This is a genomic window from Oceanobacillus alkalisoli (genome assembly GCF_021556485.1).
Lineage (GTDB): Bacteria > Bacillota > Bacilli > Bacillales > Amphibacillaceae > Oceanobacillus > Oceanobacillus alkalisoli.
On sequence record NZ_JAKGBW010000004.1, the window covers coordinates 212,997 to 225,685 of the forward strand.

Genomic DNA, 12,689 nt, shown 5'->3' on the forward strand with positions numbered 1-12,689 from the left:
CTATTCGCTCCTAAATGAGGCTATTTGAAATCTGTTCTTAAGGCCAGAGGTAGATATCCCGGCCTCAAGTTCACTCCGAATGAACAGATTCCCATTCTTTTTATCTTTCCTGTGTTTTTCGATTTTATACTATTTGTTTGCGTTGTTCCAGTCAGCCAAGAAGCGTTCAATTCCTTGGTCTGTTAGCGGATGCTTCACAAGTTGCTCGAGTACATTGTAAGGAATCGTTGAAATATGTGCACCGTTTAGTGCTGCGTCTGTGACGTGCAGCGGGTGACGAATAGATGCTGCGATAATTTCTGTTTTGATATCATGACGGTCAAAGATTTCTGCGATTGTCGCAATTAAATCCATTCCATTATGACCGATATCATCAAGGCGTCCTAAGAATGGCGATACGTAGGTTGCGCCTGCGCGAGCTGCAAGAAGTGCTTGGTTCGCGTTGAAGATCAGGGTAACGTTTGTTTTAATATTAAGGTCGCTGAATGCTTTTACAGCTTTCAAACCTTCTAATGTCATAGGCACTTTAACCGTAATATTCGGCGCGATTGCCGCCAATTCTTTCCCTTCTTCAATCATACCTTCTGCATCTTCTGCAATTACTTCAGCACTAACAGATCCGGTTGTTACTTCTGTTGTAATTTCACGAAGTCTGTCATGGAAAGATACGCCTTCCTTCGCTACTAGAGATGGGTTGGTCGTTACACCAGCCAGTACCCCTAAAGCATTTGCCGCTTTGATTTCCTCAATATTCGCTGTATCAATAAAAAATTTCATCGTAATCCCTCCAAGTGAAATTTGATGGTAAATTTTTTACGCTTGCTGTGCGGAACCGAATTCACGCATTTTCTCTTTAACGGTTGCTTTAATTGCTTCTGTACCTGGTCCTAAATATTTACGCGGATCATATAGGTCTGGTTTTTCGTTCAGAACTTTACGTACTGCTTCTGCTTGTGCCATTTGGTTTTCTGTGTTTACGTTAATTTTTGCGGTTCCAAGTGAGATTGCTTTCTGGATATCTTTTAAAGGAATTCCTGTTCCGCCGTGAAGTACAAGTGGGACCTGAACGAGGTTCAAGATTTCTTCCATTTCTTCAAATCCAAGATTCGGCTCTCCTTGGTATGGTCCGTGAACAGAACCTAATGCTGGAGCAAGACAGTCCACATTCGTTTCTTGAACGAGCTGTTTACATTCGTTCGGGTCAGCGTACATAATTCCGCCGATGATTCCGTCTTCTTCTCCACCAACTGTACCTACTTCCGCTTCAACAGATACACCGTGGATATGTGCGAGTTCGACTACTTTTTTCGTTGTTGCGATATTTTCTTCAATTGGTGAGTGGGATGCATCAATCATAACGGACGTAAAGCCAGCGTGGATTGCTTCTGCACAAAGCTCAAAGCTTGTACCATGGTCCAAGTGGATCGCAACAGGTACGGTTGTGCCGTATGATTCCATTAACGATTTAACCATTGCTACAACAACTTTCAAACCACCCATATATTTACCAGCACCTGCTGAGACTCCTAGAATAACCGGAGATTGCTCCTCTTCTGCAGCTTGTAGAATCGCTTGTGCGTATTCTAAGTTATTAATATTGAACTGACCAACAGCATACCCGTTTTCTTTCGCTTTTTCGAGCATGTCTTTCATTGATACTAATGACATGGTAATTCCTCCTTTGATGTATGAAAACAATTGCCCAATTCGAATTCGACCCTTAGAACGACATCTTTTTCGTTTTTAGAGCAAAAAATCCTCATTGGCATTTACACTATAAGAATACCAACTACTCACCATTGGTGCAACTGATTCTCATGCTTATCTCTTAGATGTATTTTTCCCTTATGATCTGAAAAAGTCTGATATAGCGGTATTACAGGCTGATAGCGGCTGATTGGTTGTGAAAAATTTAACAAAATTTTCGAGTTTACCCCTTAAACTCTGTTGATTGCTTTCTCTACGATAACTGGAATGTCTTCAATATTGAACGGTTTTGCCAAAATTTGTTTTACATGCGGAAATTCTTTCAGCTCCGTTTCAATTTTCTCAACGAGTCCGCTCATTACAATCGTCGGGACAGATTGTCCCATTTCTTTTATTTTCTCTAGAACTCCAAGCCCGTCAATCAATGGTAACTTGTAATCCAACATTACTAAAGCAAATTGCCTCTCCCCAAGCAAATCTACTGCTTCTCTCCCGTCGGATGCTGTCGTGACCTCATAACCCGCGTTCATTAGAATGTCCGTAAGCAGCAGGCGTATCCCCGGTTGGTCATCTACAACTAATAACTCCTTTGTCATTTTTTTGCCCCCTTCTATCATTCTCCCCATATCTTAAGTTCGCTAAAAATAGAAAATATCCTGCTTCTTTATTGAATTATCCGAATTGTTATTTCAGGGGAAAATATGGTTAAAGGCGTATTTTTGAGTTATTAAGTCAACTTTCGCACTGGAGGACTGGATGATATATAAAAAACCACCAACGAACTGTCAATCGTTTTCATTCAGTGTAAGTGTCTGAAACTCTCTTCTGGCGGTCCGCAGTCCAGACACCTCTCGCACCTGCTGAGCGGCTGGTGAGCCTCCTCGCAGCAAGCCTGCTGCGGGGTCTCACCAAGCCTATCCTCCCGCAGGAGTCTCGAGGTGTCTGGACTGCTACCAGGAAAGGCCAAATTTGAATCACTGTTTATTATTCCAAAAATATTATTTTTATCGTGATATGGCACTGAAATAAATGCTATTCATAATAATCATCCTTACCAGTTCAGTTGCCCGGTGGACGGTGACTCCTGCGGGAACAGCACGAGCCTGGAGACCCCTTAGTGCTTAGCCCGAGGAGCTCTAGCAGTGCCCATGGATGCGCATCCGTACACCGGGCAACTGAACGGCGATTAAAGCTCCGAACGAAATGAACGTGCAAAACGCTTACGCTGAATGAAAGCGTTTAAAAGGTACCGATAAAAAAAGCTGATGCATGTTGCATCAGCTTTTTTCTCCATTTGCGATTTTTTCAATAAAGCCCTTGAACAGCGGTTGTGGGCGGGTTGGTCGGGATGTGAATTCTGGATGGAACTGACATGCGACGAACCATGGATGGTCTTTTAATTCGATGATTTCTACCAACCTTTCATCTGGACTCAGACCTGAAATAATGAATCCATTTTCCTCAAGCTGCCCGCGATATGCATTGTTCACTTCATAACGATGACGGTGGCGTTCTTCAATCATATCTTTCCCGTCGTAAGCCGCTTTGGCTTTCGTTCCTTCCACTAATTTACATGGATAAGCACCGAGCCGAAGTGTTCCGCCGAGTTCTTCAACATCCTCTTGCTCCGGACGAAGCGAGATGACTGGATGGGCTGCTTCCGGATCAATTTCTGTGGAGTGAGCATCTTTTAGTCCGAGTACATTACGGGCAAATTCAACTGTCGCAAGCTGCATGCCTAAGCAAATTCCGAGGAACGGAACTTTATTTTCCCGTGCATAGCGGATTGCTTCAATTTTCCCTTCAATACCACGGGTACCAAATCCGCCTGGTACAACGATACCGTCCACATGAGATAACTCTTCTTCAATTGCTTCTTTCGTCAGCGTCTCTGAATTGATCCAGTGTACATTAATATCTGTATCATATTCGTAGCCAGCATGTTTCAATGATTCAACAACGGAAAGGTATGCGTCCTGCAATTCCACATATTTCCCGACAAGTCCGATGTCGATCGTTTTCGAAAGGTTTCTCACCTTTTCAAGCAACTGAATCCAGTCGTCCATCTCAGCTTGCGGATATTCCAAACCGAAATGCTTCAATACGATATCATCTAAATGCTGCTCCTGAAGCGAGATTGGCACTTGATAGAGTGTATCTGCGTCAGGCATTTCAATTACGGCGTTCTCTGCTATATCACAGAATAAAGCAATTTTTTCTTTTTGTTCTTTTGATACTTCGACTTCCGTACGAAGCACGATAATATCTGGCTGAATCCCTAAAGAACGCAATTCCTTCACACTATGCTGTGTCGGTTTTGTTTTCAGTTCACCGGCTGCTGCAAGGTATGGAACGAGCGTACAATGGATGTACATCACACTGTCTCTTCCAACTTCATTTTTAATTTGACGAATGGCTTCAAGGAAAGGAAGTGACTCGATATCGCCGACCGTACCACCTATTTCAGTAATGACGACATCTGCATTCGTTGCACTGCCCGCACGGAAAACTTGGTCTTTAATCTCGTTCGTTATATGCGGGATGACTTGTACGGTGCCGCCGAGATAATCGCCACGTCTTTCTTTTTTAATAACAGTGGAATACACTTTACCTGTTGTGATATTACTGTATTTATTCAGATTAATATCAATAAACCGTTCATAGTGGCCAAGGTCCAAATCCGTTTCCGCGCCATCGTTCGTTACGAAAACTTCTCCATGCTGATACGGGCTCATCGTACCAGGGTCCACGTTGATATACGGGTCAAACTTCTGAATGGTCACCTTCAGCCCACGGTTTTTCAATAAGCGACCAAGTGAGGCAGCCGTAATACCTTTTCCTAATGAAGAGACAACTCCACCTGTAACAAATATATATTTAGTCACTGCTCTTTCCCTCTTTCTTTCCTAAGATTCTATTTATACGTTGCCCGAAGACAAACATTTATAACTCTTTTGGCAGCACCCTTAAAAATAATAAAAGCGCCTTCCCATTTTTTTCTGGGAAAACGCCTGTTTGTCGATTAAGGAGCCCAAATAAAATTCTACTTATCCTATGAAAAAAAGTCAAGTAGGCTTCCTGATTTTTTTATTCTTCGTCTTCTTCATCGTCAAGGTCGATTTCTACTTCGAGCTCTTCCTCTTCTTCTTCATCTAAATCTTCGTCATAGTCTTCATCGAATTCGTCGATTTCATCTACGACCTCTTCTTCCTCTTCTTCGCCAAGTTCAACGAGGTCTGCTTCATATTCCAGTTCTTCCTCATCAAATTCGTCTGCCTTTTTCTTTTTCCGTTTCTTCGGTGCTGCTGTGATTTGTTCATCTGCTTGGTCGACCGGGTACCATTCTTTCAGTCCCCAGACATTTGAGCCAAGTGTGATGAAGCGGCCGTCAACATTGAGTTCGGTATAAAACTGAGCGATTTGATTCTCTTTTGCCTGTTTGGTGAGTCCTTTTAGTTCTGCAATTTGATTATAAAGTTCTTGGAAGTCCAATGCTTTCTTCGTGTCTTTTAGAATAAGACTAGCTAAGACAAGCATAGACTTTCCTTTTAATTCTTCGCGGCTGTATTGATCTAACACAAATACGCACTCCTTTTACTGTATATTAATGAATGATGGTTACATTTCTATATTACTAAGATAAACATACCTTTCATTATATACAAGTATGTTGTGTTTATGCTAGGGTTTTTAGTTAAAAGTTTACATATTCCGTCGATATTGTCCGCCGACTTCATACAAAGCAGTTGTGATTTGGCCAAGGCTTGCAACTTTGACGGTTTCAAGGAGTTCAGCGAAGATGTTGTCTCCTGATACTGCGGCTTGTTTGAGCCGATTGAGAGCAGCTTCTGTTTCATCTGCGTGCTGCTTTTGGAACTTGCGCAGTTCCGTGATTTGGTGCTGCTTTTCTTCCTGGGATGCGCGGGCTAGTTCCATCGAATCAATCTCTTCATCACTTGGCGGGTTCGGGTTTACATACGTGTTCACCCCGATAATCGGCAGTTCGCCGGAATGTTTCTTGCTTTCATAGTAAAGGGATTCTTCTTGGATTTTACCACGCTGGTATTGCCGTTCCATCGCTCCGAGCACACCGCCTCTGTCATTCATCCGCTCAAACTCCTGGAGCACCGCTTCTTCGACAAGATCTGTCAATTCCTCGACAATAAAAGATCCTTGGGTGGAGTTTTCATTTTTCGTCAGTCCAAATTCTTTGTTGATGATCATTTGAATCGCCATCGCCCGGCGCACGGATTCTTCTGTCGGTGTCGTAATCGCTTCGTCATATGCATTCGTGTGCAAGGAGTTCGTGTTGTCCTGGATGGCTAGGAGTGCTTGCAGTGTCGTACGAATGTCATTAAAGTCAATCTCTTGGGCGTGCAAGGAGCGTCCGGAAGTCTGGACATGGTATTTCAGCTTTTGACTCCGCTCATTTGCCCCGTATTTTTCCTTAAGAACGATTGACCAAATTCTGCGGGCAACACGCCCGATTACGGTATACTCTGGATCTAGGCCATTCGAGAAGAAGAAGGACAGGTTTTGTGCGAATTTATTCACGTCCATACCTCGGCTTAAATAATATTCCACATACGTGAAGCCATTTGCGAGCGTGAAGGCGAGCTGGGTAATTGGGTTTGCGCCAGCTTCTGCAATATGGTAGCCCGAGATGGAAACAGAATAATAGTTGCGCACATTTTTTTCAATAAAATATTCCTGGATATCCCCCATCATACGCAAGGCGAATTCTGTAGAGAAAATACAAGTGTTCTGCCCCTGATCTTCTTTTAAAATATCTGCTTGAACGGTTCCGCGAATGACGGAAATTGTTTTATTTTTAATGTCTTCATATTCTTCGGCTGTCGGTTTCCGGCTATTCTTTTCCGTGAATGTATCGACTTGCTGGTCGATTGCTGTATTGAAATACATCGCTAAAATAATTGGGGCCGGTCCGTTAATCGTCATTGACACAGAGGTGAGCGGGCTCGTCAAATCAAAGCCGGCATATAGTTTTTTCATATCTTCAAGCGTACAAATGTTGACCCCGCTTTCTCCGACTTTCCCGTAAATATCGGGGCGCTCTGCCGGATCTTCTCCGTAAAGGGTGACAGAATCAAAGGCGGTGGATAGCCGTTTTGCCTCAGCGTCCTTCGATAAATAATGGAATCTCCGGTTCGTCCGCTCTGGTGTTCCTTCCCCAGCAAATTGACGGGTCGGATCCTCTCCTTCCCGCTTGAACGGAAATACGCCTGCTGTGAATGGGAATCTTCCCGGGACGTTTTCTTTCATCAGCCAGCGGAGACGTTCGCCCCAATCTTGGAATTTCGGGAAGGCGACTTTCGGAATCTTCAGGCCTGATAAAGATTCTGTTGTGATTTCTGTTACGATTTCCTTATCACGAATTTTGAAGACAATCGTGTCCTGGCTATATTGTTCCTTCATTTCATCCCATGATTCGAGCAGTTCAACTGAATGATTGCTCAACTGTTTTTTATATTGGGTTATCGTTTGTTCAAGAAGTTCCCTCACTTCCGGGTCTTCGATGATGTCCAGCGTTCCTTGCAGCTGATACAGTTTTCGCGCTATCTCGCTTTGTTTTTCCGTCTGTTTAGTATAATCACGGACGATACTGGCAATCTCACGCAAATAATGGCGGCGATCCCCGGAAATGATCTGATTTTGCTTTTCAGAAAGGACATGCCTTGCAAAATCAACTTCTTCCTCCCAGCCGTACCGCTCGTTCAGCGTATCGATGATGGAAGCGAATAGAGAGTTCGTGCCTGTATCATTAAACTGGCTCGCAATTGTTCCGAATACGGGATATTTCGTTTTGTCTTGGCCAAAAAGCATCCGGCTCCGTTCATATTGTTTACGCACTTGATTCAACGCATCTTCTGAACCCCGTTGTTCGAACTTATTTATAACGATAAAATCTGCGTAATCAATCATATCAATCTTCTCAAGCTGGGTCGGGGCACCGAATTCAGCTGTCATGACATACATCGAAAGATCGGTAACATCGGTAATTGCAGCATTACCTTGTCCGATTCCACTCGTCTCTACAATCACAAAGTCAAAACCTGTTGCCCGGATGACATCGAGAATATCATTGATAGCGGTTGACAGTTCATCTCTTGATTCTCTTGTTGCAAGGGAGCGCATATAGACGCGGTTATGAAAAATAGCGTTCATGCGAATCCGGTCACCGAGCAATGCCCCGCCAGTTTTCCGTTTTGTCGGGTCAATGGAGATGACCGCGATTTTTTTATCCGGAACTTTATTCAAGAAGCGGCGGATGAGTTCATCGGTAAGCGAACTTTTACCCGCACCACCAGTTCCAGTGATCCCGAGTACTGGGATTGCTTTAGCTGCTTTACCGCGAAATTCCTTCAGAAGCTGCTGTTTCTCCTCGGAATCATTCGGCGTGTTTTCCATATACGTAATGAACTTCGCAATCGCATCACGTTCACTGTTGTAGAGGCGCTCTTTCTCCTTTTTTATTTGAATCGGTGTTAAAAAATCGCTCTGTTCCATCATGCGGTTAATCATCCCTTGAAGACCGTATTTCCGGCCGTCTTCTGGAGAAAATATCCAATCAACACCGTAATGATGGAGTTCTTTGATTTCACGGGGGATAATCGTTCCTCCCCCGCCACCGAAAACTTTAATATGGCTAGCATCATTTTCTTTCAGTAAATCAATAATGTATTTAAAATATTCGACGTGCCCGCCTTGATAGGAAGAGACGGCAATGGCCCCTGCATCTTCCTGAATTGCGGCGTAGACGACTTCTTCCACGGAGCGGTTATGGCCAAGGTGGATCACTTCTGCCCCTGTTGCTTGCAAGATCCGGCGCATAATATTGACCGAGGCGTCGTGGCCATCAAACAAGCTTGATGACGTGACAAAACGAATCGGATTTTTCGGTTTGTAAACCTCTACTTGTTGCATGATGTTTCTCCTCCCCTTTTAATCATCCCTTTTTATGCAAGAGGCCATGAAGATTGAGCTTTATTTGGGTATTGATATATTCTTCAAGCGTGAATTTCTGTTGCAGAATCCAGCGACGGAAGCCCCACATATGACCTTGAACAAAGATATTATTCGCTGCGATGCTTACTTCCTCTTCAGTTATAGCATCCCGGTAGCAAGAAAGGATAAGCTTCTCAAGCATGGCGACCATATCTTTTTCCTTTTGCAGCACATATTTCCTTGTTTCCTTATTTAAGCCTTTTATTTCTTGATAGAGAACAAGGATTTCTTCCTGCATGTCATCCATCAGCTCGTAATAAAACGTAAGGACTGCTTTCAAATTTTCTTCAGAGGGGTTTTTCAGTTGCAGTTCGGTTTCAAAATGCTCGCGCACCCCGTCATAGATGTAATCGCATACAAGAAAGAGGACATCTTCCTTCTTTCTAATATATTCATAAAGGGTGCCGATACTGAATCCGGATTCTTTGGCTATTTCCCTCGTTGTCGTTCGGTGGAAGCCCTTCTCTTTAAAAAGCCGAATCGCACCTTGAATCATCTGATCGCGACGCTTTTTGATCAGGTCTTCGTCTTTTACAGACGAGATAATTTGACTCTTATCCATCATCTGTAAAGCCTCCCTCCTTCTTCCATCTTGTGTACCAGTCTATCGCAAGCTTGTAAGGATCTGCATCTGCTTCGATTGGCTCAAGCTGCCGCTTTGATTCGACAAATTGTTTCACTTCTCGCCAAATTTCTTCGCGGATGAGTTCATAGACTTCCAGTTCCTGCTGCATCGTTCGTTTTCTTTTTCCTTCGTGGGTTTTGTAGAGATAGTCATGATGTTCTTTGATTTTCCCCCACAGTTTATCGATTCCTTTATTTTCCGTTGTGATGGTCTTGATAATTGGTGTCTCCCGGTCTGCGGTTGCGGTAATCATGACAAGTTCTTTCAGTAATGCCTTCAATTTACCGAAGCCTGGGAGGTCTGCTTTGTTGACGACGAAAAGGTCGGCGATTTCCATAATGCCTGCTTTAAAAATCTGGAGCACGTCTCCGCTGTTCGGCGTAAGGACGACGGCTGTTGTGTCGACGATTTTCATGATGTCGAGCTCGGACTGGCCGACACCGACTGTTTCGACTAAAATCACATCAAACCCGTAGGCATCACATATGCGCACCGCATCCTTCGTCGCACGGGCAAGACCGCCGAGACTGCCGCGCGTCGCCATACTGCGGATGAATACGCCGTCATCAAGGAAATGTTCATTCATCCGGACCCGGTCGCCGAGGAGTGCACCGCCACTGAACGGACTTGTCGGATCAACGGCAATGACAGCAACAGTTTTTCCCTCATTCCGGATTTGGGTGACAAGCCGGTTTACAAGGGAGCTTTTGCCTGCGCCTGGTGAGCCGGTCAGCCCAACATAGACAGCGTGTTTCCGCTCGCTGAAGACCGCACTTAACAGCTCAAGCTTTTCCGGATGATCATTTTCCACCATTGTAATCGCCCGAGCCAGCGCACGTACATCCTTTCGTTTCATCCGTTCCACTATCGTCTGCATGATGCTCCTCCTTTCTGCCGAGACATTGGGGTCAGAGCTGTTGTCCCATTTCGTTTTGGGACAAGTGCTCTGACCCTAATGTCCCACTTCACACTGGGACAACAGCTCTGACCCTAATGACACTGGGACAAGCGCTCTGACCCCGTGTCCCAGTTACTTTGTGACGGTGCGGCCGATGACGAGGCGTTGGACTTCTTGGGTACCTTCGTAGATTTGGGTGATTTTGGCGTCGCGCATGTAGCGTTCGACTGGGTAATCTTTCGTGTAGCCGTAACCGCCGAAGATTTGGACTGCTTCTACCGTAATCCGCATGGCTGCGTCTCCTGCGAATAGTTTGGACATGGCGGATTCTTTCCCATATGGTTTTCCGTTACTCTCAAGCCATGCTGCCTGATAGGTTAATAAACGGGCTGCCTCTACCTCTGTTGCCATGTCAGCAAGTTTAAAAGATATTCCTTGGGTTTCGGCAATCGGTTTTCCGAACTGCTCTCTTTCTTTCGCGTAATTGATTGATGCATCAAGCGCTCCTTGGGCAATCCCGACAGCTTGAGCGGCAATTCCGTTTCTCCCGCCATCCAGCGTCGTCATTGCAATTTTAAAGCCCTCCCCTTCTTCACCGAGCAGATTTTCTTTTGGAATACGACAGTTTTCAAAAATCAGTTCGGTCGTTGGGGAAGAACGAATGCCAAGCTTTTTCTCCTTCTTCCCAAAGGTGAAGCCTTCTGTTCCCTTCTCCACGATGAATGCACTAATGCCTTTGTGGTTTGCCGCAGGATCCGTTTTCGCAAAAACAATATAAAGATCGGCAACTCCACCATTTGTAATCCAAACTTTATTACCATTCAACACATAATCGTCGCCATCTTTTTTCGCAACAGTCTTCATTGCAGCGACGTCACTTCCTGCACCTGGTTCTGATAAAGCATAGGCACCAAGCGCTTCACCAGTCGCAAGCAGCTGAAGAAACGTCTTCTTCTGTTCTTCCGTGCCATACTTATAAATCGGCCAGCTGGCAAGGGATAGATGGGCGGACAATGTCACTCCGGTTGACGCACAGACGCGGGATAATTCTTCAACCGCCATACAATAGCTTACAAAGTCTGCACCGATTCCACCGTATTCTTCCGGCCACGGGATTCCAGTCAGGCCGAGTTCAGCCATTTTATCGAAAATCTCCCGGTCAAAGCGTTCTTCTTCGTCCCGCTCAGCAGCAGTCGGTTCCACTTCATTTATCGCGAAATCACGGACCATTTTCCGCAGCATTTCCTGTTCTTCCGTCAGTTGAAAATTCATTCTTGTTCACTCCTATTCCAGTAAGTTTTTCGAGATGACAACATGTTGAATTTCATTGGTACCTTCATAAATCTGAGTAACTTTCGCTTCCCGGAAAAATCGTTCGACGGCGTAATCTTCGGTATAGCCGTAGCCGCCATGGATTTGGACCGCTTCAATTGCCGTCTTCATTGCCGTATTTGATGCATACATTTTCGCCATGGATGCTTCTTTGCTGAGCGGCAGATTATTTTCGACATGATCCACCGCCCGGTAGACTAATAGCTTGGCAGCTTCGACCTCTGTTGCCATATCAGCGAGTTTAAAAGAGATTCCTTGGAGACGTGCGATTGGCTTGCCGAATTGAACACGTGCTTTCGCATAATGGATTGCATGTTCAAGTGCCGCTTCTGCAATACCAAGACCTTGAGCGGCAATCCCGATACGCCCGACACTCAAGTTCGCCATCGCAATTTTAAAGCCTTCCGTTTCTTCTCCGAGGAGCTGCTCTTTCGGCACTTTGCAGTGGTCAAAATTCAATGTGACCGTCCCGGTACCATGCAGTCCCATTTTCTTTTCTGCTTTCCCGATGGAAAAACCGGGAGTGTTCCTTTCCACGATAAAAGCGCTAATCCCCTTCGTCCCTTCACCGGTTCTCGCAAATGTAATAAACGTATCTGCATGGGTTCCATTCGTGATGAACAGTTTCGAGCCGTTTAAAATATAGTGTTCCCCGTCCCGTTTCGCCGTCGTTTTAATAGTTGCGGCATCTGACCCAGCACCTGGCTCCGTGAGTGCAAAAGCTCCTACATATTCTCCGCTTGCGAGCTTCGGAATATATTTCTCTCTCTGTTTTTCTGTACCAAATTTTAAAATCGGGTTCGTACCAACGGATGTGTGGACAGATAAAATAGCACCAACACCGGCACTCACCTTTGATATTTCATTAATCGCGATAATGTAAGATGTGAAGTCCATTCCACTTCCACCGTATTTTTCTGGAATCGGGATTCCCATTAAACCGAGCTCACCCATTTTCCGGACCACTTCTTCTGGAAAGCGGTCTTTCCGCTCCATCCGTTCCACTTCACTTGCAATCTCTGCCTCAGCAAAATCGCGGACCATTTTACGCATCATTTCCTGTTCTTCGGTAAACGTCAAGTCCATTCCGGTTACCCCCTT

At 44.9% G+C, this 12,689-nt stretch carries 10 protein-coding genes; all 10 read right to left on the minus strand.

All coding sequences use genetic code 11. From position 1 onward, the window contains the following. Nucleotides 1-129: 129 nt before the first annotated feature. On the minus strand, nucleotides 130-777 hold the full coding sequence (gene fsa / locus LZD48_RS06265) for a fructose-6-phosphate aldolase (RefSeq protein WP_235761885.1): 648 nt from the start codon (nucleotides 775-777) through the stop codon (nucleotides 130-132). Between the two features lie 36 nt (nucleotides 778-813). Further along, nucleotides 814-1,668: a class II fructose-1,6-bisphosphate aldolase gene (gene fba, locus LZD48_RS06270; RefSeq protein WP_235761886.1), complete on the minus strand. Its 855-nt coding sequence runs from the start codon at nucleotides 1,666-1,668 to the stop codon at nucleotides 814-816. Nucleotides 1,669-1,937: 269 nt separating this feature from the next. After that, nucleotides 1,938-2,303: a response regulator gene (locus LZD48_RS06275; protein ID WP_235761887.1), complete on the minus strand. Its 366-nt coding sequence runs from the start codon at nucleotides 2,301-2,303 to the stop codon at nucleotides 1,938-1,940. A 681-nt stretch (nucleotides 2,304-2,984) separates the two neighbouring features. Continuing rightward, complete coding sequence (pyrG, locus tag LZD48_RS06280; RefSeq protein ID WP_235761888.1) at nucleotides 2,985-4,592, minus strand: CTP synthase; 1,608 nt, start codon at nucleotides 4,590-4,592, stop codon at nucleotides 2,985-2,987. A 202-nt stretch (nucleotides 4,593-4,794) separates the two neighbouring features. Beyond that, on the minus strand, nucleotides 4,795-5,286 hold the full coding sequence (rpoE, locus tag LZD48_RS06285; protein WP_235761889.1) for a DNA-directed RNA polymerase subunit delta: 492 nt from the start codon (nucleotides 5,284-5,286) through the stop codon (nucleotides 4,795-4,797). A gap of 123 nt (nucleotides 5,287-5,409) precedes the next feature. Further along, on the minus strand, nucleotides 5,410-8,652 hold the full coding sequence (gene icmF, locus LZD48_RS06290; protein ID WP_235761890.1) for a fused isobutyryl-CoA mutase/GTPase IcmF: 3,243 nt from the start codon (nucleotides 8,650-8,652) through the stop codon (nucleotides 5,410-5,412). A gap of 22 nt (nucleotides 8,653-8,674) precedes the next feature. Further along, on the minus strand, nucleotides 8,675-9,295 hold the full coding sequence (locus LZD48_RS06295) for a TetR/AcrR family transcriptional regulator (protein WP_235761929.1): 621 nt from the start codon (nucleotides 9,293-9,295) through the stop codon (nucleotides 8,675-8,677). Continuing rightward, nucleotides 9,288-10,235, minus strand: a complete 948-nt coding sequence (gene meaB / locus LZD48_RS06300; protein ID WP_235761891.1) for a methylmalonyl Co-A mutase-associated GTPase MeaB — start codon at nucleotides 10,233-10,235, stop codon at nucleotides 9,288-9,290. Before meaB ends, LZD48_RS06295 begins: the two co-directional genes overlap by 8 nt. A gap of 153 nt (nucleotides 10,236-10,388) precedes the next feature. Next, nucleotides 10,389-11,528, minus strand: a complete 1,140-nt coding sequence (locus LZD48_RS06305; protein ID WP_235761892.1) for an acyl-CoA dehydrogenase — start codon at nucleotides 11,526-11,528, stop codon at nucleotides 10,389-10,391. Between the two features lie 12 nt (nucleotides 11,529-11,540). Then, the gene (locus tag LZD48_RS06310) at nucleotides 11,541-12,674 is read right to left on the minus strand and encodes an acyl-CoA dehydrogenase (protein ID WP_235761893.1); all 1,134 of its coding nucleotides are present in this window, start codon (nucleotides 12,672-12,674) and stop codon (nucleotides 11,541-11,543) included. Nucleotides 12,675-12,689: the final 15 nt, after the last annotated feature.